This window comes from Reinekea marina (assembly GCF_030409715.1).
GTDB lineage: Bacteria > Pseudomonadota > Gammaproteobacteria > Pseudomonadales > Natronospirillaceae > Reinekea > Reinekea marina.
Map to the genome: position 1 here is coordinate 913080 of NZ_JAUFQI010000001.1, position 21925 is coordinate 935004.

Genomic DNA, 21925 nt, shown 5'->3' on the forward strand with positions numbered 1-21925 from the left:
GCCAGCCTATCTAAGGTTGGCGGAAGCCTGATTCGATCAGTGCGTTAAAGCCTGTAGGTACGGCGCCCCTTTTTTATGATCAGCAATAATGTCAGCCAGCGATTGCCCTTGCTTGTTTTGAGCATTCACATTTCGGCCTGCTTCAATAAAGCGATCCACAAAGACCTCAAATACGTCGGCATTCATTCGGGTGTAAGCGCGATATAAGCATTGAAAATCCACGTCAGTGTCATCCAACGGCTGAAAATTTAGGTAATCCTGAAGCTGCTCTTCGCTCCATTGTTCGTCTTCTATGCGCTTTTTATCTTTTTTCATGAAATAATCCAGTAAATTCCTTATAAAACAGGCATATACTAGTGCTCCAGTGCTTTAGTGTGAAATGAACAAATGGCATAGTGCCATTTACAATGAGTATAAGCGTTTGGTTCAGTTTGCATTCAGCGCTTGATGTTAACAATTAGGGTTTATGAAGCATCCATTTTTTATTATTATTTTTTTGAGTCTCATGCTAGCCCAAACAGCGGTCGGCGAAAGTGTGCCTAAAGCCTCCATATGGGATGTCAGCGTTTCTCCATTTAACTGGTCGTTACAAAACGAGTTGCGAACCACCGTTAATGGCTATCGAGAAACACTCAAAGGCACGGGCTTAGAGTTAGGCTATTCGCGCATTATTGCAGCTGAAAAAAAACGCATGCAACAAATGTTAAATAGCCGCGGTTACTACCACGCTGTCATAACTGAATATCGACCCAAAGATGCGCGAAAGCCAACCTACTCGATTGAATTAGGTCGCCGTTATGTTATTCAGAAAATAGCCGTACGAGGTAATTTTCAGCCCTTTAATGATCAATGGAGAATACTAAAGGTTGGAGATGAGTTAGATGCCGTCAGCGTAATGCAACAACAGGCCGCACTGCAAAAACTGATTAAACGTTCGTTTTGTTATTACAATGTTTCCGTAGGCCATCGGGTGGTTCTAAATGAAGAGAACTTCACGGCCACACTGGTGTTTACGACGAAAGTATCTGAGCCTGAGATATTTTCACAAGTAAGCTTTGTCGGCTCTGAGCAAGTCGACGTAGAGTTTTTAAGACGATCCTCAGGTATTCGTCGCGGGCAATGCTTTCAACAAAAAACGGTCGATCAATCGGTGATAGCCTTGTTTGATACTGGCTTATTTAACCAGGTTAAACCTAATGTTACGCAAGTTGATAACGGCGTTGCGGTGCAATATGAGCTATCGCCTAGAGAACCGAGAACGCTAAAGGCTTCGATTGGTTATCGAAGTGACGACGGCTTTGGTGTGACAGGTCTTTGGCAACACCGAAATATAATGGGTGCAGGTCAAGGCTTTACGGCCGATGCTGTGATTCAATCGGCTCGGCAAACGGTAGGTGCGACGATCACCATTCCAAGCTTTTTTGATTTCCGAAATAAATTTACGTGGCGAAATGAAGTTCAGCATTTACTCGAAGACGAAGTTGAATCTCTTCGTTATTCGAGCACGGCGACGCTTAAACGCAAAGCTTCTTTAGTCGACACCTTTGAATACGGTGTGGGCTACAGTGAGTTAACTGAGCAAGCAGAAGATGAGCGCTTGTTTCGTCAAATTCGGTTGCCGACGAGTTATCGTTACGATGATGTCGCCAACCCATTCTCACCCAAAAAGGGGAAGCGCTGGAACGTTTCCTTAGAACCCGTGTTAGAAGTAACAGACAATTACGCAGCGTTTCTTAAAACAGGATTAGGTGGGCAAACCTTTTTTTCAGCGACGCCCCGTTTAGTATTAGCGAACCGGCTACGCTGGGATGCTCTATGGACAGGCGGTGTGCTCGAAACAACGTTCAATGATGTGCCTTTTACTGAGCGGTTGACCGCCGGTGGCGGATCCTCATTACGGGGTTATCGATACCAGTCAATCACGGCGTTAGATTCCGACTACGGTGGTAAGCATCGTATTACCTCTAATAATGAACTGAGATTAACGCTTACAGAAAGCTGGGGGCTAGTGGCTTTTTATGACCTAGCACGAGTATCGACGGAGTTTGATGCACCTCTAAACGAGAACCTTTTCCAAAGTTACGGAGCGGGTGTACGTTACCTAACTCGATTCGCACCGATACGATTTGATCTGGCTTTTCCTGCAAACCCGCGTGCCAGCGATGAACCTTTTCTGGTGTATGTCAGCCTAGGGCAGGCATTCTAATGGCTATACATGTACGCAAAATTGCAAAGCGCAGTTGGATACTGGCGTTAAGAGTCATGGCTTTACTTCTGATCATTGTGGGGATAGCTGTCGGTTTATTGGTTGGAACAGAAGCAGGTCGAATCAGTTTGGCGCATCAAGCGGTCAAGTTTTATGGTGTTTATTCTAATGATGACATCCGCATTGGTGGCGTTGAGAGTTCATCGCCAGGGCAATGGTTTGTCAGGTCGGCCAACTGGGCTCCTTATGCGTCAGATTTGCAAGTGTCTGTGCAAGAACTGTCTTTGCGATGGAACTGGCGCTTTGCTTTTAATAACCGTTGGTGGTTGCCTGAGTTGTCTATTGAAAAATTAGACGTGACGATGCCAAATAACCAAACGGTTTCCGACAGCTCAGAAAGCAACATTCAAACCTATGCCAACCTCTGGCAAAAACTTCCGTCTTTTAGGCTTGAGCAAGTATTGGTGAACCAGCTCACTATCAATCGAACCAACTATCCGAGTTTAAAAGTATCGGTTAACGCGCAAGCTGATATCAATTGGGGGGTTGTACCTGCCAGGTTGATTGTATCGGTTTCTGATCACAATTCTTCGAATGAACTAGCCTTGCAGCTGGATGCGGAAGGGGTCGATCAATTTCGAGCCAAAGGCGCGATTGATGCTGAATCGGGTTCTAGTTGGGCAAAGTGGCTTAACTGGAGTCTTGATCAAAATTTAACGGCAAACTGGGACTTGCTCGCAGATTATTCAACGGGCAATCAGCTGACCATCGATATTGGCGATTCAACACTGCCCTGGCAAAAACACCAACTGAATGCAAAAGGCCGGTTAGTTTATTTTATTGAGCAACAGCAGTTTAATTTTGAACAGTTGGTTATGCATTTAGATTCTCAGCCCGCCATCATAAATGGTTGGATCAATCAGTCAGAGTCTGAATTGGACATCGCAGTGGATCAATGGAGCTTAACGCCCTTTATGCGATATTTTGGTGTGCCTCAATCGAAAGGTGAGGTGACGGGTGATTTGCAATGGTATGGCGGTTGGCGAACTCCCAGGGTAAATGGCCAGATCGATATGCAGGGGAGTTGGTATGGCATACCTGTTGCGAGCACGTTGGTGAGTGAAGCCACTTCCTCTGGGATCAGAATTGAGCAAGCGGATGTGACTGCGGGTAAAAATAATATAGCGCTTCAAGGTGAGGTTGATTGGCGCGATGATAAAATTTCACTTGTGTACCAAACAAATATTAAGCGCGGTCCTTTTATTAACCGGTTGCTTGAAAAAATACCCGCGTCAATTGACTTTAATGGCGACTTAGATGGAACCGTTTCAGGTAAGGTATTTGAGCCTGTAATTGAGTACTCAGGTAAAACTCAGCTCACCTATTTGGGCAAGCGTTATCAAGCAGCGCTAAGCGGGAGAGTAAGCCAAAAACAGCTGGTGGTTGATGAATACGCATTATTCGGTGAATTAGCGCATTTTAATGGCCAAGGCCAATATGACTTTTTCTCTCAGCAATGGCAATCTGACTTAACCATTGTCGAAGTAGACAGCCGGTTACTTGATCTTATTTCGGTGCAGCTGCCGATAGAATGGCACGCAGTTCTGTCTGGGAAATTCGCTGCGAAAAGTTCAGGCAACTCATTCAATGTAGAAGGTAATGCCAGCTTACAAGGTCTCTACGAACAAGAGCCTATGAACGCCCAACTTAGCGTTAGCCAATTCAATCACCAATCCATTGCATTTTCGCGAGCCAATCTCCGTATTGGTGATTCTTACATTCAAGGGAAAGGTTCCGCTAACTGGTTTGAGCCTAAATGGGATCTTGATATTGAGCATGAAAACCTAAACTTAGCCTTGATACAGCCGTGGATATCTCAGTGGCCTGAAAGCTTGTCTTCATTAGCCGCAAATTTCACAGGGCGCACTCGCCTAACGAATGTTTGGAACCAGCCAATCATTCAAACCACCTCCGACGTAAGCGGGCAGTGGTATGGGCAGCCGTTAAGTGTTCAATTAAAAGTTGAGCCAAAGTCTCTTAATTCCTGGCAGTTAAACATAGAAAAGGGTCGCTGGTATGACAGTCAATTTGCGTATCAAGGTGAACTGGATGCCTATAACCTAAGGTTGCTCGGTGATCTAAACATCGAGCTATGGCCATTGACGAGTTTTATAGTGTTCAACAAAAACGTCTTAGGTCGAAGCGTTGAAGTTCCTCGAGAGCTGTCAGGCGATTTTAAAGCCGAACTTGCCATTGATGGCTCATTAGAAGAATACTTTTTACAAGGAGAAGCTGGTTTCGAAGGTGCTTTCCAAAACCAGCCCTTGGATACCCAAGTTAAACTATCTTCCTTAACACCGGTGAAGGTCATCATTGATGGGCTTAGCAGTTCGTGGGGAACCAACCGAGCAGAGTTATCGGGCTTTTATAATTTTAACGACGCCCAATACCAATTAACACTCGATGCAAGCATGGCCCAAGTTGAGCCATTAGCCGAACTTTTTGCGCCGTTTATTGTTAATGAAACGGTTAGATCGAGTATTCAAAGTTGGAATGGACAACTCGACACTCAATTGCAGGCTAAGCATGAACAAGGTGTTGTACACATAGATGGGCAACTTAAGAGTCAAGGACAGTGGTTTGACTCGGACTACCAGATACAATGGCAAGGGCAGGGTCGGTTAAACGAATTATTAAATCAAACGTTAAATGCCACCTGGGGGGACGCTCGTTTGGTGGCGAATGTTGACTTAATCGCTGAGCAACTCACCGGAGAGGTCTCGGTGGAGAATTTGTCGCTTCAGCAATTAAAGCGTGTACTACCACAAGTACCCGTTGATTTAACTGGCGTAATCGATACCAGTTTAGACGTGTCAGGAACATTGAAAGAGCCTTCCTTAGCTCTGTCTGGAGGCGGCAAAGGAAAATGGAACAGTACAGTAAAAGAGCATCGTTGGAATGCTCGTATTGAAGGAGCGTGGCAAAAATCTCGTTGGGTGCTGTCGCAAGGAAGTTTGAATGTAGACGGTGGAGGCGAAGTAAAGGTCTCTGCACAAGGGCAAGGCAATGAAGGCGAGATCAGGGTGAAAGCCGAGGTACCACAGACCAATTACTGGGTGGCTGATACAGAACTGGGTCCTGGAAAAGCAAACTTTGACTTAACGTTGCAAGGCGATTTGCGCCGCCCCGCCATTGAAATGGATGCGGCATGGCACGCTCAAATATGGCCGCTCGCTTTAACCTCTAAAATTCGAACCAGTGAAGAGCGCCTCCAAGTTTCAGGGGCTGTTGTCAGTGACGGTCTGAACCGCATTAAAATGAACGCTAATTTGCCGCTCCGTACATGGTCTGATTGGAATTCAAATTGGCATGAAATTCCTTTTGGCTTTGACATTGCCATACATTCGCCTCTTTCCGTATTGGATCCATTTTTTGTCGATCGCCCGAACCAGTCTCTCAGTGGATTACTGGCTGGTCAGTTCAGTTTTAACGGCTCGTTCGATGACCCAGATTGGGAAGGTAAGGTTGAGTGGCGCGATGGAAAATTTGAAAACATTACGTCGGGGACTTTGTTAAACGATCTTGACCTTACCTTTTTAGCTCAAAAGTCTACTCTTGTCTTATTAGGTTTTGCTAATGACGGGCGAGACGGTTTGCTCGAAATAAACGGAGGGGTTGAGTTCGATCCTCAACCGAATGAAATTTTCAAACATGCATTTGATGTTAGCTTCAAAGCGTTCAATGCCAATATGATCAGTGATTCTCAAATTGACGCGACCATGACTGGGGGCGTATCGGTGACAGGTCAGTATCATGACTTGTTGGTGTCGGGTTCTTTTGATGTATCACCTCTTAACTTACAAACTGAGACCTTTTTATTGGATGGCGTGCCACAGCTAAATATTGTTGATTCCATAGAAGAGGAAGAAGAGGTTGAAGCCCCTCGACCAATATATTGGCCTGCAGGGCGATGGGATGTGGGCTTAACGGCTTCCAATCGAGCTAATTTATACGGTCAAGGGATCAGCGCTGAATTAGCAGGCAGTTTAGAGCTACTTGGCGAATTTAGTGAACCTAATATTTCTGGTCGCTTTAATGTGATTCGCGGAACCTACTCGGCGTTGGGTAAGGTTTTTTCGGTTACTGGTGGGTCGGTACAAATTCAAAATAATCAGTTGGTTTTTAATGTCGAAGCGAACTATAACGAGTCAGGCTTAAACGTACTTTTAATGATTGCGGGCACTCAGGATGAGCTGACATTAGAGTTACAATCGATCCCAGCTTTAGATAAGAATGAGCTGCTAGCGCAGTTAGTGTTTGGCGAAAGTATTGAGAATATCAGTGAGTTTCAAGCGATCCAATTGGCCTACTTAGTGAACAATATCCGCACTGGCACAACCAGTTTCGATATTATTGGGAGCACGCGTCAAGAGCTTACATTAGATTCTTTAATCATTGACCCTCAAACCGATGAAGAAGGGAATTTAGGGGTAAATGTCCGCGCAGGAAAATACCTTAACAATTATTTGTATTTAGAAGTGGAACAAAACGTGGGCTCTGAAGAGGGCTTGCGCAGCAGTTTACAATTACAAGTGACTCCAAATACCTATTTAGAATTATTTGCTGAAGAGTCTTTAGGGACTGGCGGCGCAGAGCTTAAGTGGAGTATTGACTACTAGCCACTAAGACGGACCTTTAACAACACAAACGTCTGAACTGGCTTGAGCCGCAACAATGGCGGCCGTGGATCCCAGTGAATTTAAACCCAGTAAACCCCCTCCTCGATGTGCACCCACCAAAACGCAATCGGCTTTCTTTGCCTGAGCAAATTCTATGATCGCCTTACTGGGTTTGCCTACCCCAACTTCGGCAAACGTTCGATCCGTATTTTCCAATATTTTGGTGGATATAAACTGCTGCAGTTGAGTTCGCAATTCTTCAAGGCTACTTTTATCGGTGGTCACGGCAGCGACGGTTAAAAAGTAAATGCTGGCTTGGCTGTTCTGTAGAAAGAACATAGCACGATCCAAAATTCGTTCACTGGACTCTGGCGCGCTTAGGTCAATCGGTGCGACAATAATGGAATACATGTAAGTGCCCTTGCAATTTTTACTTACCCAAAAGTTTAGCTGTTATCGTTAAATCTGCCAGTATTGGCGCGATCATCGTTAATATAGGAGGTCAATTGTCTGTCTTTTTAAAGCTCACTTGGTTTTTCCGGCAGGAGTGGCGTCGCTATAGCTTAGCGGTCATTGCGCTCATTGGTGTGGGTGGCGCAACCATGATACCGCCTTGGGTCATTGGTAAAATAGTCGATGCCATTGCCGATGGTTCTCTTACCAAGACTTCACTGCAACAACAGGTTTTCATCATTCTAGGCGCAGCCTTATTTAGCTATGGTTTACGAGTTCTGTGGCGCATCGCATTATTTGGTGCAAGCTATACGTTAGCGAACCAACTTCGGCAAACAATTTTTGCTCACCTTACTTTGCAAGCGCCTGAATTTTTTGATCGGCTAAAGACTGGAGATCTAATGGCTCGCGCCACTAATGATATTCAGGCCGTTGAAATGACTGCAGGTGAAGCCGTTTTAGCGTTGTTTGATGGCGCCTTTACCGGTCTGTTGGTTTTAATCATGATGACGGTGTTTATTTCTTGGCCATTAACCATTATTGCATTAGGACCATGGCCAATCGTGGGCTTTTTTATGTGGCGATATGGCAAGCAATTGCATCAATCGTTTAAAGACGCCCAGGCTCGATTCAGTGATTTGAACGATTCAGTTCAAGAAAGTATCTCAGCATTACGGTTAACTCGAGCCATGGGGCGAGAGACCATAGAGTGCGAGCAATTCAATAACATTGCCGCTTCCGCAAATGAGGCCAATCAACGCGTCGCGAAGATAGACAGTAAGTACGATCCAACGATCCAGTTAGGCATTGGATTTTCATTCTTTTTGAGCATTGCCGGTGGCGCTTATTTTATCCATCAAGGCGAGCTTACGTTAGGGCAGCTGACTAGTTTTACCTTATACCTTGGTTTTATGATTTGGCCAATGTTTGCAATCGGTTGGCTTCTCAATTTAGTAGAGCGTGGCAGTGCCGCCTACGAGCGAATTGATCAGCTGCTCAATAGCCAGCCTACTATTAAAGATAACGGAACACAGAATCAATCAATTGAGCCGTCATTAACCTTTGAAATTGAACAATTTTCTTATCCAGAAAGCCAAGCATCGGTTCTCAAAGATATAGAATTTCAAGTTCCTTCTGGATCGCTAGTCGGCATTGTCGGGCCAGTGGGAGCCGGTAAAAGTACGTTATTGCATTTGTTAATGCGTATGCAGCAAGTGCCGATGAGTGCGATCACACTAGGCGGTGTAGATATCAATGATTTAACCTTAAATAACTTACGGCGACACATTGCCGTTGTTCCACAAACGCCGTTTCTATTTTCAATGACGATTGCTCAAAATATAGCACTGGCAAAGCCGAGTGCTACGATGCAAGAGATTGAGTCGGTTGCAAAAATCGCCCAAGTGCATGAAGACATTTTAGGCTTTCCGCAAGGCTACCTCACTGAAGTGGGCGAGCGGGGCGTCACGCTTTCAGGCGGTCAAAAACAACGCCTTGCCATTGCACGTGCACTCATTTTAGATGCCCCCGTTTTGGTATTAGATGATGCCTTATCGGCGGTTGATATAAAAACAGAGCAGCAAATTTTGAGTCACCTAAAGCAAGCGCGTCAAGGTAAAACAACCTTAGTTGTTTGTCATCGTCTCTCGGCCGTAGAACAGGCGAATCATGTCATTGTGATGGAGAGCGGCCGTATCATAGAGCAAGGGCAGCATCGGGAGCTGATCCAACAACAGGGTTGGTACGCCAAAACCTACGACTACCAGCAACTTGAACATGTTGTCGAGGAAGGACGATGAAGCAAACGTTTTTTTCATTATTAACTTATGCCACGGTATATAAAAAAATGCTTTGGCAAGCCTTTGTTTTATTGTTGGTAGCAACCTCGGCCAGTGTCATGGGTCCTTATTTAATTAAAGTGTTTATTGACAATTATTTAACACCGGCGAATTGGAATTTTTATGAAATAATGGTGCTGGCGCTCGTTTATATTGCCTCACAACTTATTGGCGCCGCTACCTTTTATGCACAGGCATTACGTTTTAATAAAATTGCGCTAAACGTGGTTCAAACGCTTCGAGAGCAGGTGTTTGCTCATGTGATCTCATTGCCTATGTCCTATTTTGATAAAGCCGCCACGGGCAGTTTGATCAGCAGGATTACCAACGATACCGAAGCGATTAAAGATTTATACGTGAATGTCATCTCAAGTTTTGCTCAGAATATTGTCCGTATCTTGGGTATTTTAGTGGGAATGGCGTTGTTGGATATTCGGTTGGTATGGCTGTGTGCTATTTTAGTGCCGACGGTTATGGTGATCATGTTTGTTTACCAAAAGCTCTCCACGCCCATTTTTATGCAAGTCAGGTCACTGCTCAGCGATATCAACGCCCGCATTAATGAAGGCATTCAAGGCATGGCGATTATTCAGTTGAGTAATCAGCAAAGTGATTTTACTCGCGCGTTCGAAAAAACCAGTACAGACCATTACAAAGCAAAGGTTAAAAATGTCGTCATCGATGGTTTTTTATTGCGAGCTCTTATCGATTTAATCTATTTGTTGCTATTGGGCGGCCTACTTTATGGGTTTGGTCTTATAGAACTGAACGCACTGGGTACAGTAAAAGTAGGTGTTGTTTACGCATTTATTAATTACTTAGGAAACGTAACCGAACCATTGTTAGACATGACCTCGAAGCTGAACATGGCGCAGCAAGCTTTGGTGTCTGCATCTCGTGTGTTTGCGTTGTTGGCTGAGCCTTTGTCGGTCGATCAGTCTAAAGATTCACTTCAAATTAAAAATACCCACCTAGAGTTTGATATTCCGAGCTTTAGTTATGATGGTGAAAAAACCGTATTAAGCGGGATTAAATTTGAGGTGCCGCCTGGCAATTTCATCGGCTTAGTTGGTCATACCGGTTCCGGTAAGAGTACCTTGATGTCATTGTTGATGGGTTTCTATCCGCTCACCAGCGGTGCAATTAAGGTGGGTGAACATGCCATAACAGCGTTGAGCAAAACGCAAAGAGCCTTGGCCATTGGGTTTGTGCAGCAAGACCCTTTTATTTTTACAGGCTCAATTAAAGATAATATTCGATTAGAACTGAGTGTATCCGATGATGAAGTTGTTGCAGCCGCTCAGCAAGCACATTTGCACGATGCGATCATCAGTATGCCAAATGGCTACGATACACAGTTAACCGAACGAGGCTCCAATTTGAGTACCGGTCAGCGGCAGTTATTGAGTTTGGCGCGAACACTCATCCGCAAGCCTAAAATATTAATTTTGGATGAAGCGACCGCAAATATTGATAGCCACACAGAAGCTTTAATTCAGAGCTCGCTCATGGCATTACGAGGTAAAGTAACGCTTATTGCCATTGCGCATCGGTTAAGCACGGTAAAAGAAGCCGATTGTCTTTTTGTATTACATCAGGGGCAGATACAGCAGTCGGGGTCTCATCAAGAATTAATGCAGCAAGAAGGTTTATACAAACACCTATATGAGCTGCAACTGAGGTCAGACCCAACGCAAGGGTAACGCTTTTATGGTGTTGGTTTTTCAACGGCGTTTACTTCACCGCCTGACGCATTATTGCGTAACCAACCCCATATTCGGCGAGTACTACGGTCTATTGGCGCGGCGCCATAACTTTGCTGACGCAATGCATCGTGTATTTGTGTGAAGTTAGTCAATTTAGCTCGATTAACCGCAGCAAGGCGCTGCTGGGCTTGCCGGTGTGCGAACTCCGAATTCGCCATGTATAAATCTAAAACAGGAATATCGAGCTGTGATAAATTGCTGGGCACATCATCTGGGTGAGTCACCACATCGACTAGAATAAGGGCGTAACCGGTTTCTTCTTCCTCCGATAATCGCTCCGCTAAATAACGACTGGCCCAATAACCACCGTCGCCATAGCCTAAAATCGCAATATTCAATAAGCCTTCATTGTTCAACTGGCGAATGCCGGTGGCAATACGTTCTAATACTCTAGCTTGCCATTGTTCATCGGTTTCTGGGGGTGCTTCTGCGTTCGCATTTTCGTTAACTGCAAGGCGACCTAAGGCTTCGCCTTGAGGGGTGGGTAGATCGAGAGACAGTGTTGTCCACCCAACGCTGGGCATGAACTGCCGCGTTTGTTGAAGTAAAAACGGCCAATCGGCCGTTTGTCCTTTATCGTGCAGAATCAATAAACCGCCCTTTGGGTCGGCCGTTTCTTGCTCTAGCGTTAACGCGTAAAATTTTTCGAGCTCGTTCTCCAGCAAAACTACCTGCTCACCTTTGAGTGCGCGTTCGTAATAGGTGGCTAAATCTTGGGCTTTGAGGAGTTTAGGCGTGGGTATGATTCCTTGCGCCATGCCCAGTTGCATCGCATTAAGCAACAAGAATAAAACACTGCCACAAAAAAACTGTTGGAGATTGTTCATACTAAATTGACCTTAAGATTCTAACCAATAGAATAGGCGCTCCCATCGACCCGAGGCAAACCTAAAATGACCGATTTCGTAATAGCCCCATCTATTCTCTCTGCTGACTTTGCTCGCTTAGGCGAGGAGGTTGATAACGTCATCGCTGCAGGTGCCGATTGGGTTCACTTTGATGTAATGGACAACCATTATGTCCCTAATTTAACGATCGGCCCAATGGTCTGCAAGGCATTGCGCAACTATGGTGTAACGGCACCAATCGATGTTCACTTGATGGTCTCTCCAGTAGATCGGCTGATTGGCGATTTTATTGAGGCCGGAGCCAGCTTAATTACCTTTCATCCTGAGGCGAGTGACCACGTTGATCGTTCGTTGCAATTAATTAAAGACGGTGGCTGTAAAGCGGGGTTAGTGTTTAATCCAGCGACACCTTTACATTACTTAGACTACGTTCTAGAAAAGATAGACGTCATTTTAATTATGTCGGTTAACCCTGGTTTTGGTGGGCAATCGTTTTTGCCAAGCGCTTTAGAAAAGCTCAAAGAAGCCCGCAAGTTAATCGATCAGTCAGGGCGAGATATTCGCTTAGAAGTGGATGGCGGCGTTAAGATCGACAATATTCGAGAAATTGCCGAAGCGGGAGCAGACAGTTTTGTTGCTGGCTCTGCTATTTTTAATACAGACGATTACCAAGCAACGATCAGCGCCATGCGAGCTGAGCTTGCCCAAGTAAAGTAAATACAGAGCCGTTGTCGGTGGCAAATGCATCGCAGGCCACCAATCTCCAATAAAAAACTACCTAAATAGGGGTTACTTTGAAAGAATTGTTAGTGTTTGACCTGGACGGAACCTTATTGGATGGTGATGAGCGCCTTACCGATACCACCCGTAAAGCCTTAGGCGAATTAGATCGTCTTGGGATTAATTGGACCGTAGCAACCGGTCGTATGCCGCACGGTGCGTTAGAGTCATTACCAAACATTCATTTTAAGCACCCTCAGGTCTATAAAAATGGCGTGTTGTTGTGGGATTTGAACGAAGATAAGGTGATCTCTAAAATACCGATGGCCGCGCATGAAGTGGAAGAAGTCTGCGCTCGCTTAAAAAGCCAAGGTATTAATCCATGGCTAAATACGATTGATCATGAAGACAACATTGGCGCCATCATCTCAGCTATCACGACGCCACGCGAAATTGAATGGTCAGGTTATTTAAAAGAACAGGGCATCGTCGTACAAGAAAATCTTGAATTGTCGAACATTAAGGATCATGTTTTAAACATTTTTGCGGCCACCGAAAACGCTAATGTCTTGGGCATGGCTGAAGCCTGTGCCGACATTGAAGGCGTGTCTGTGTTTGCCGGCCACGATATGTATAAATCGGGCTCTTATTGGTTAGACATTCATCACAGCGCTGGTACTAAAGGTGACGCGGTGAAAATAGTTCAAGAGCAACTCGGCGCAGAAAAAATCATTTGTTTTGGTGATTCCGACAATGACTTCTCCATGTTTGAAATCGCCGATGAAAGTTATGCCATGGGGCAGGGCTTGGCCGAATTGAAAGCCATGGCAACGGCGACAATAGGACCGAACAGCGAAGATTCAATTGCCCATTTCTTGGCTGACCGTTACGGCTTTTCACTCGACTAAACGCCAGTTTCAATGGCGTATTCACTCATCTGTTACAGAATTGAGTCTTTAATTGAAATGTCGTTGCGCCTTTCGAAAGGGCAAGATAGTTTAGCCGAAACAGTTGGATCATTTACTGAGGAAATCGCTTGGACAAGTTAGTATTACGTTCGCATTTAGCTCTATTGTTGGGCATGTTGTTGTGGGGCAGTAGTTTCATTGCCTTAAAAGTAGCGGTAACCGCCATGTCACCCATGGTGGTTGTGTTTATGCGGATGTCTATAGGGGCTATGGCGTTCTTAGTTATGTGGCCCTGGCTAAGGCATGGTTTTAACTATCAAAAAGGCGATTGGAAATTTTTGTTGTCGATGGCCCTCTTTGAGCCTTGCTTGTACTTTATTTTTGAAGCCCAAGCCTTGCAATACACCAGCGCAGGTCAGGCAGGTATGGTGACGGCCATGCTGCCTTTGATGGTAGCCGCGGGTGCGTTTTTCTTTTTAAAGGAGCAAACGAATTTACGCCAATGGATTGGTTTTGTCATCGCGGTATCGGGTGTCATTTGGATGACAATGACGGGTGAAGACAGCGAACAGGCACCTAACGCAATCCTCGGTAATTTTTTAGAGTTTTTAGCCATGTGTACCGCCGTGGGCTATACCTTGCTGATTAAACATTTAGTCGCTCGATACTCTGCCTTTGTATTAACGGCGTTGCAAAGTTTTGCAGGTGCACTCTTCTTTTTACCGATTGCACTGGCTTCCCCTTGGCCCGAAAGTATTTCGATTTCTATCGTTGGGGTTTTACTGTATTTGGGTTTGGTGGTAACGATAGGGGCATACGGTTTATACAACTATTCAATGACGCACCTAAAGGCCACCACCGCGGCGGGCTACGCTAATTTACTGCCTGTTTTTACGTTAATATTCTCGATGTTGTTGTTAGGTGAGCGCTTAACCCTAAGCCAATGGATTGCCATTGCCATTGTTTTTGTGGGCGTTGCATTAAGCCAAGAGCGAAAGCCGAAGATATCAAAGAAAGTGCCACCTGCCGTCACTGGCTAGAACATTGTAAAGACCAAACTGCCGCCTAGGGTCACATTGGCCTTAGGTCTGTTGCTTAAATGTTGAACTGAGTCGCGGACAGCGGTTACTTAAGCTATTAGAGTAATTAGCCTTTACTTTAATTGTGTCATTGGTATGAAACCTTTCATTGTTGCGTTTGTTGTACTTTGCCTCAGTGCTTGCTTTCCTAAAGCCGAGAATGATTTAGGGCAATCAGATAATAACCCAGACGATACAGATACCGTCGGTGGGGCCGCATCTCTAGTGTTAAAAACAGCCGATTTATTAAACAGCGATTACCCGCTTGCCGTGCATGCGACAGTGATTGCCTCGGCTGGAGCTCAATATGAAATATCGCTTAATGGTCAATTGGTGGAGGCTGGGAACATGCCTGCCGAGCCGAAACCCCAAGGGCCTTTTTCAGGCCTAAACGATGGCAATAATGAACGTTGGGTATATTTTGTTATCAGTGAGCCAGGGCAACACAGTATCGAATTGACGGAAACCCTTAACGGAGAAGTAGAAACAGATAGTGTCAGCCTAACACTGGGCAGTGACTGTGATGAAAACGATGATTTTTTTAATGATGAACCGGCTATCCAGTCGGCAGACTTTAGCTGTACAGGCAGTGGTTGCCATAATGGTACGGCGTTTCCAATTGACCTAACCAACTTTGATACTCTGGCAGAAACCGATATTTTTGGTCGAGATGCCTACATGAATTTTGCCCATATGCCGGCACAGGCTGATGTAACGCCTTATGCAACGGGTGGAAAGCTCATTCACACAGGAGATGTTAAGTGGACGCAAAATTCAGCAACGCATATGCGAATGATGGAAGTCGCCTTTAGAGCTTATTCTTCTTTTACTTGCCCATAGCTTAGTGATTTTTACCTGCAAAGGTATCAATCCAAAGTTGTTCAACTTTGGTCCTTGCCCAGGGCGTTTTCCGTAAAAATTTCAAACTGGAGTTTAAGCTTGGGTTATCTGTAAAGCATTTGATGTTAATGCGGCTTCCCAAGCCTTGCCAATCATAATATTCGTGCAATTCAATCAGAATGGCTTTTAATGTTTTGCCATGCAGAGGGTCTTTTTGTGCGCCTTCGCTCATTTAAGCGGCCTTTGTTTGCGCCTGAGCGCGTTGATGTAAGATTAAAAATACGAGTGGAATTAATGCCAATGGCAACGTTGCTAATAATAATGGTCGCCAGCCTAATTGATACAGTAGCCACCCCGCCCCCAATGAAGCTAAAGCCTGAGTTCCGAATACTAAAAATTCGTTGACTGCTTGTATTCTAAATCGTTCGGGTCCATCTGAAATGCGACCCAATAATGTAGTACCACTGATAAACAGTAGGTTCCAACCAACGCCCAACAACAGAAGAGCCCCCCAGTAATGCATGGCGTGATATCCAGCTAACCCTAACAAGGCCATCGCGATGTAAATAAAAACACCTACGACAATGAATTTAACATAGCCAAATAGAGCCAATAATTTGCCTGTAAATAATGAGGGAACAAACATCGCCAAAATATGGCTTTGCAATACCCATTTGGTGGTTTGTAAATCATGACCATGATGCGACATTGATAAGGGCGCTGCGGTCATTACTAAGCTCATTACGCTGTATGAAATAGCCGCCGTTGCAAATGCAAGTAATAAAGTGGGGTTTAACCAAGCAATGTCTGATACAAGGGCTGTTTGCTTCTCTTCTTGTGATACGGGCTTTTCGCTCTGATAAGAAGTGGCAATGATCAGTGCAGCAATGAGTAGAAAAGCCATTAGGATCACAAAAGAGCCCGTAAAGGGAATCGCAAAAAGATCGCGACCGAATGCTCCTGCCTCAGGACCCGCTACCGCCGCAAAAATACCACCTATGAGTACCCAGGAGGCGGCTTGAGACTTCTTCTCCATTGGTACGAGCTCCATGGCGGCAAAGCGAAATTGATGAACAAACGCCATGTTTGTTCCTGTCATAAAACAGCCGGTAACAAACAGAATAAATGATTGTAGATATAAGCCGGCTAAACACAGCAATGTAGCCGCGCCGCCCAGCGCAAAACCTACTAGAAAGCCTTTTTTACGACCTATTTTTTGCATCAACATGGCCGCCGGTGCTGTAGACAGCGCAGTAGCTACCACAATAATAGAGATGGGTAATGTAGCTAATCTAGGATCAGGAGCTAACTCTTGCCCAATGAGCCCACCCACTAAAATGATTAAGGGTGTAGAGCACATGGCAAAAGCATAAGCTGCAATAAGCGCGATCATGGGTGGCATTGCGCACTCCATCTATTGGGAAACAGCGCAAAAGCTTACCTTATTAGGCCTATCCTGCCTATTAAATATGACAGGCTAGCAAAAGTGTGGATTGAGTGAACAAGGTGTAAAGATCTTTGGCCAAAATTAGCATAACTAATTTAGAGGCTTCAATTGCAACCTGAGCTTGGTTGGGCGAAATTGTGAAGAATAATCACAAATAGAGAGAAATAAGTGTGCAACCCTTTTCCATACTCGATTTATTCAAAGTAGGTATCGGTCCGTCTTCTTCTCATACATTGGGTCCGATGCGAGCTGCAGAACGCTTCGCTCAAAAACTGAGCACCGATGCTTTGTTAACGCAAGTGGTGCAAATTAGAGTGAGCTTATATGGTTCCTTAGCTCTAACAGGCGTTGGCCACAGCACTGATAAAGCCGTTATTTTGGGGCTATCTGGATTGGATGCAAGCACCGTCGACCCGAATGAAGCTGAGCTGACTTTTCAGAAAGTAAAAGCCTCGCAAGAATTACGGTTAAACGGTGAAAAAAATATTCGTTTTGATCCAAATGAGTCGATTCGCTTTTTTGGCGATATATTTCTTCCAGAACACCCGAATGGCTTGCGGTTTTGTGCCCTCGATGAACATGGCATTGAATTGGAAGAGCAAACTTGGTATTCGGTTGGCGGCGGCGCTATCGCTAATGAGCTTGCTAAAGACGCAGAGCATCGCGATTTATTACAAGAGTTTGCGGATGAACGCCCGTACCCCTTTGTTAATGCTAAAGAGCTCATGGAACATTGTGTTAACAATCAGCTTTCAATAGCCGAGGTTGCACAATTAAACGAGGCGGCATTACAGGGCGGTAAAGATGCCGTTACGGATTGGGTTGAATCAATCGTCTCGACAATGACTGCCTGTATGAATAGAGGGCTCACATTAGAAGGACCATTACCCGGTGGTATCAATGTTCAACGGCGCGCGAAGCGCATGGCTGATCAATTGAAATCAAAAGAGGTAGATGAATTTAGTGTGATGGATTGGGTCAGTGTATATGCCCTGGCGGTGAATGAAGAAAACGCCGCCGGTGGGCGAGTTGTGACCGCACCGACTAATGGCTCTGCAGGAGTGATTCCGGCCGTACTGTTGTATTTAGAAAACCATAGAGATGGGCTCCCAAGCAACTGGCACAGTACCTTCTTGCTAACGTGCGCCGTGATAGGTTGGCTGTATAAGCGCAATGCTTCTATTTCGGCCGCTGAAATGGGCTGCCAAGGTGAAATTGGGGTGGCCAGTTCAATGGCTGCTGCGGGTATGGCGGCAATATTGGGCGGTACGCCTGAACAAGTAGAGCATGCGGCTGAAATTGCGATGGAGCATCATTTGGGCATGACATGCGATCCAATAGCGGGCCTTGTACAAGTGCCTTGCATTGAGCGTAACGCATTTGGTGCCATCAAGGCCATTCAGGCTGCTCGATTGTCGTTATCAGAACCTGGAGATCACTGTGTATCGCTCGATGAATGCATCGAAACCATGCGACAAACGGGTGAAGATATGGTCTCTAAATACAAAGAAACCGCACAAGGCGGTCTCGCTGTAAACGTTGTGGTCTGTTAGATCGAGTGCTTTAATTTGGTGCATAATGCGGCGTGCGAAAGGCGTCGTAAAAGGCCCGTATTTAATTCTGCGTTCTTAAAAATTTAAGCTAAAGTTTATAAGCAAGACTCTTAGATTATAAAACGTAGCCAATATGTCTAAAAATCGGTGGAACCGACTCAACCCTCTTGCAAGAGTTATCGTGCTGCGCGCTGGTGTGTTCGTAGTATCTATGGCCGTTTTAAGCTATTTAAGTTGGTTCCTCTATTCAACATCTAAGCAGCTCGAAGCCCTTGAGCTCGAAAACAACCTCCAAATTTATGCCGAAAGACTGCACTTGCAAATAGACAGTGCGATTGAAAGTGCCGCAATTTTACGATCCTTGGTTATTTCAGGCGATCTTAACGAACAGCGATTTTACCCATTAGCAAACGAACTATCGAAACAGATTGAAGGCGTGTTTTCACTGCAATTGGCGCCTAATGGTGTAGTAGAATACGTGTATCCCTATGATGAAAACGAAAAGGCTTTAGGCCATAACTTGCTTGAAGATGAGTTGATAGCCTCGATCATTTCTGACTCTATAGCTAAGAAAAAAATTGTTCTGGACGGGCCCAAGCCGATAATTCAAGGCGGTAAAGGACTGATAGTGCGACTGCCTATTTTTAAGGACAGTCACTTTTGGGGTTTTTCTATTGCCTTACTTCGCTTTCCAGAAATGCTTGAGCCGGTTAAGTTACACAACTTAATCAAACAAGGTTATCAATACGAATTGTTCAGTATTGACCCGTGGGGAGCATCAACAAGCTTATTAGATAAACACCAGCGACATGAATTTTCAAAACAACAAACCATACAACTTAGATTATCTGGGCAACAATGGTTGTTGGCTATAAAGCCAGTGAACCCGCACATGTTGCTAAAAAACTTAGGTATTTATTTGGTGCTCTCGGCACTATTTTCAGTCTTATTAGTTGAGTTAGTTGCAAAGCGCTATTTATTACAAATGCATAAAAAGAACTTGCAAAGATTAGTTGATGATAAAACCGATCAGTTAGTCGTTAGAGAGCAGAGTCTAATGCAAGCGCAATCGGTAGCTCAAATTGGCAGCTGGGAATTCAGTATAGGTTCAGGCTATCGTATCTACTCTGAGCAAGCTCAGCAAATTTTAAACCTTGAAAGCCCTGAGTGTTTCAATAGCGAGTATCAAGCGTTGATTTACTCTAAGTATCAACCTCGATTTCAACAAATTTTAAATTATCGGGGAGAAGGGCGCTTAAGTATTGACTATAAAATTCATTTAAAGACCAATCAGATTTGGATTCGTGAAGTCGTAGAGTACAGTGCTGAAAGAAATAAGCTGGTAGGTACTATTCAAAACATTAGCAAAGAAGTTAAGGATCAAGAGTTAATTTGGCAACACGCCAATGTTGATACCTTAACGGGGTTGCCAAATGCTCACTACTTGCACAAAAAAATGGTTGACCTGATTTCATTGAAAGCAGGCACCAACAGAAGTTTCGCGGTACTGGTGGTAGATTTAGATGGTTTTAAACGAGTTAACGACAGTTTAAGTTCTAAAGCGGGCGATGAAATTTTAATTCAATTTTCTGATCGCCTTAGCCGCTGCGTTATTAATGAAGGCTTTATTGCTCGATACAGTGCCGATGAATTTGTGATTGTAGCCCCCGATTCCTCTGAGGCCAGTGCAGCTGAAATCATTCCTGGGTTAATTCAAAAAGAAATGCAGATGCCCTTTAGTGTTACTGAAGGTACTCGTTTCATGACATCGAGTATCGGAATTTCCTGTTGGCCGGAAGATTCACTCACTGCATTAGGCTTGATTCAGCTTGCCGAAATAGCACTGCACGAAATTAAAGCTAAAGATAGAGGTCTTACTGCACGATACCGACCATCGATGCTTGAACGGTCGCAGCAGCAAGCGGCTATAGAAGGGGATTTGCGCCAAGCCATTATAAACAATGAATTGAGTATGGTTTACCAACCCATTGTCGATGTGAATACTCACACCGTGGTTTCAATGGAGGCTTTAATCCGTTGGAAGCATCCTGAAAAAGGTTTTATTCCACCCGATCAATTTATTCCCATTGCAGAATCGTCAGGCATCATGATCTTACTAGGCCGGTGGATCATTAATCAGGTGGCGATAGATTGCCAGTTTTTAAAAGGTACTGAGCTAGAAGGTGTACGAGTTGCGATTAATATTTCGCGTATTCAATTTGTCGACGACAGTTTCTCGGATTATTTGCAATCGTGTTTAGTAGAGCAGTTCCCGAAAAACCAAAAGTTGACGCTGGAAGTTACTGAATCAACGCTTCATAACGATGCTGAGCATTCGGTGAATACAGTCAAAGAATTATTGGATGAAAATATCCAGTTTGCATTAGATGACTTTGGTACAGGCTACTCTTCATTTATCAGCCTAAAAGAGTTCCACGTTGATAATGTAAAAATAGATCGCTCATTTATCAGCCGCTGCGATGAAGTAAAAGATGACGAAACCTTAGTGAAAGCCATTATTGAAATGGCGCATACGATGGGCTTTAGCGTGACCGCTGAGGGGGTTGAAAATGAAGCTCAATTAATGAAACTACAGGAATTAAAATGTGATTTCATTCAAGGCTATTTTTTCAGTAAGCCCTTGCCAATCGAACAAGTGATCAAGCAAGGGAGCTGGTATGGAGAGAAGTTAAGTTAGTTCCAAGGATCCATTTCCATAATGGAAGGTTTAGGGATTTCTTTTAAATCAATATCCGTTGTTATATTTGCACCGTTGTTTTCTTTTTCGGCTAACAGTAATGTAATGAATTCTTCGAAGTATCCTTTTTCTTCACTAGGTATTGATGATGCAAATGAAAACCCGGTATGCTCGCTTGTAAATGGATAGGTCAAAATTTCTTTCCCTTCAGTAGGGGTGTCAATTTTAGCTAAAATTTTTGATTCATCTTCCGCAACTAATTCAAACTCAGAATAAGCGTCACTATTGGAGTCCCCGTGGCAGCTTAGGCAATAGTCACCTAGGATTGCGTTGATGTATGTATTGTAATAAGTAAAACTTGATATCGTTCCAGGAACTGCAATATCTTCGTACAAGAATTCATAGTTTCTAGTAGTACCATTAGGTTGGACAACTTGGAGCTCAAGTTGGAAGTTGTACAAGCCAGGGTCTGAAATATTTAAGCGGTAATCAGTTCCAGTATCAGTATCATAAAAAAAAGAGGTGTCTAAACTGGTACGTCCATTTTGTAAAAAGTCAGGGGTACCAGAGTCTCCGTTCGGCATGAACTTTCGACTTGATGTTCCTTGATTATATGTAAAGCTGGCACTGCTCGTTGCGATTTTATTGAGCTCCGTAAAATCTATCGACACATAGGCTTCCCAGTCTTCAATATCATCTTCTGTGTTTGCATCGGTATCGTTATAGACAACCGTTAGCTCTGGCTGAGACACCACATCGACTTTTTCCCAAGTATCCATTGGATCCCAATGGCTATCACCATAGCGACTGTTAGTTTCGGGTCCACAAGCCGTCATAGCTGCGGTCGTTAGGAAGATAAGCGGGTAGGCACTTTTTATATACAGCATAGT

The 21925-nt window shown here is 44.4% G+C and carries 18 protein-coding genes; 11 read left to right on the forward strand and 7 right to left on the reverse strand.

The window, feature by feature from the left end:
* Positions 1-36: 36 nt before the first annotated feature.
* Positions 37-315, reverse strand: a complete 279-nt coding sequence (locus QWZ13_RS04785) for a PA4642 family protein (RefSeq protein ID WP_216000302.1) — start codon at positions 313-315, stop codon at positions 37-39.
* A complete protein-coding gene (locus tag QWZ13_RS04790; RefSeq protein WP_290280764.1) occupies positions 302-457 on the reverse strand; it encodes a hypothetical protein in 156 nt (51 codons plus the stop codon). Before QWZ13_RS04790 ends, QWZ13_RS04785 begins: the two co-directional genes overlap by 14 nt.
* 48 nt (positions 458-505) lie before the next feature.
* Here QWZ13_RS04790 and QWZ13_RS04795 point away from each other — a divergent pair, with 48 nt between their 5' ends.
* Together QWZ13_RS04795 and QWZ13_RS04800 are read left to right on the forward strand one after the other, a co-directional pair.
* Positions 506-2206 (forward strand): autotransporter assembly complex protein TamA, encoded by a 1701-nt coding sequence (locus QWZ13_RS04795; protein WP_290280765.1) that lies wholly within the window; start codon positions 506-508, stop codon positions 2204-2206.
* The gene (locus QWZ13_RS04800) at positions 2206-6885 is read left to right on the forward strand and encodes a translocation/assembly module TamB domain-containing protein (RefSeq protein ID WP_290280766.1); all 4680 of its coding nucleotides are present in this window, start codon (positions 2206-2208) and stop codon (positions 6883-6885) included. The genes QWZ13_RS04795 and QWZ13_RS04800 overlap by 1 nt, the downstream gene beginning before the upstream one ends.
* 3 nt (positions 6886-6888) lie before the next feature.
* Here the strand turns inward: QWZ13_RS04800 and QWZ13_RS04805 are convergent, their stop codons facing one another.
* On the reverse strand, positions 6889-7296 hold the full coding sequence (locus tag QWZ13_RS04805; RefSeq protein ID WP_290280767.1) for a universal stress protein: 408 nt from the start codon (positions 7294-7296) through the stop codon (positions 6889-6891).
* Between the two features lie 95 nt (positions 7297-7391).
* Here QWZ13_RS04805 and QWZ13_RS04810 point away from each other — a divergent pair, with 95 nt between their 5' ends.
* Positions 7392-9137, forward strand: coding sequence for an ABC transporter transmembrane domain-containing protein (locus tag QWZ13_RS04810; protein WP_290280768.1), 1746 nt, complete (start codon positions 7392-7394; stop codon positions 9135-9137).
* Positions 9134-10879 carry an ABC transporter ATP-binding protein gene (locus tag QWZ13_RS04815; RefSeq protein ID WP_290280769.1) on the forward strand — a complete coding sequence of 582 codons (1746 nt, stop codon included), beginning with the start codon at positions 9134-9136 and terminating at the stop codon, positions 10877-10879. The genes QWZ13_RS04810 and QWZ13_RS04815 overlap by 4 nt, the downstream gene beginning before the upstream one ends.
* Positions 10880-10884: 5 nt before the next feature.
* Here the strand turns inward: QWZ13_RS04815 and QWZ13_RS04820 are convergent, their stop codons facing one another.
* A complete protein-coding gene (locus QWZ13_RS04820; protein ID WP_290280770.1) occupies positions 10885-11769 on the reverse strand; it encodes a DUF3530 family protein in 885 nt (294 codons plus the stop codon).
* A gap of 66 nt (positions 11770-11835) precedes the next feature.
* On the opposite strand from QWZ13_RS04820, the gene rpe reads away from it, so the two are divergent.
* From rpe to QWZ13_RS04845, 5 genes are all read left to right on the forward strand, one after another.
* A complete protein-coding gene (gene rpe, locus QWZ13_RS04825) occupies positions 11836-12507 on the forward strand; it encodes a ribulose-phosphate 3-epimerase (protein WP_290280771.1) in 672 nt (223 codons plus the stop codon).
* Between the two features lie 77 nt (positions 12508-12584).
* Positions 12585-13418, forward strand: coding sequence for an HAD family hydrolase (locus tag QWZ13_RS04830; RefSeq protein ID WP_290280772.1), 834 nt, complete (start codon positions 12585-12587; stop codon positions 13416-13418).
* Between the two features lie 12 nt (positions 13419-13430).
* Positions 13431-13559 (forward strand): hypothetical protein, encoded by a 129-nt coding sequence (locus tag QWZ13_RS04835; protein ID WP_290280773.1) that lies wholly within the window; start codon positions 13431-13433, stop codon positions 13557-13559.
* Positions 13547-14458 (forward strand): DMT family transporter, encoded by a 912-nt coding sequence (locus QWZ13_RS04840; RefSeq protein ID WP_290280774.1) that lies wholly within the window; start codon positions 13547-13549, stop codon positions 14456-14458. The genes QWZ13_RS04835 and QWZ13_RS04840 overlap by 13 nt, the downstream gene beginning before the upstream one ends.
* 135 nt (positions 14459-14593) lie before the next feature.
* Positions 14594-15337 (forward strand): hypothetical protein, encoded by a 744-nt coding sequence (locus QWZ13_RS04845; RefSeq protein ID WP_290280775.1) that lies wholly within the window; start codon positions 14594-14596, stop codon positions 15335-15337.
* Between the two features lies 1 nt (position 15338).
* Here QWZ13_RS04845 and QWZ13_RS04850 read toward each other — a convergent pair whose 3' ends face one another.
* A complete protein-coding gene (locus tag QWZ13_RS04850; RefSeq protein WP_290280776.1) occupies positions 15339-15569 on the reverse strand; it encodes a VF530 family protein in 231 nt (76 codons plus the stop codon).
* A complete protein-coding gene (locus QWZ13_RS04855; protein ID WP_290280777.1) occupies positions 15570-16739 on the reverse strand; it encodes an MFS transporter in 1170 nt (389 codons plus the stop codon).
* Positions 16740-16954: 215 nt separating this feature from the next.
* On the opposite strand from QWZ13_RS04855, the gene QWZ13_RS04860 reads away from it, so the two are divergent.
* Together QWZ13_RS04860 and QWZ13_RS04865 are read left to right on the forward strand one after the other, a co-directional pair.
* On the forward strand, positions 16955-18337 hold the full coding sequence (locus QWZ13_RS04860; RefSeq protein ID WP_290280778.1) for an L-serine ammonia-lyase: 1383 nt from the start codon (positions 16955-16957) through the stop codon (positions 18335-18337).
* Between the two features lie 133 nt (positions 18338-18470).
* Positions 18471-21035 carry a bifunctional diguanylate cyclase/phosphodiesterase gene (locus tag QWZ13_RS04865; protein WP_290280779.1) on the forward strand — a complete coding sequence of 855 codons (2565 nt, stop codon included), beginning with the start codon at positions 18471-18473 and terminating at the stop codon, positions 21033-21035.
* Here QWZ13_RS04865 and QWZ13_RS04870 read toward each other — a convergent pair.
* On the reverse strand, positions 21032-21814 hold the full coding sequence (locus QWZ13_RS04870) for a hypothetical protein (RefSeq protein WP_290280780.1): 783 nt from the start codon (positions 21812-21814) through the stop codon (positions 21032-21034). The genes QWZ13_RS04865 and QWZ13_RS04870 overlap by 4 nt on opposite strands.
* Positions 21815-21925: the final 111 nt, after the last annotated feature.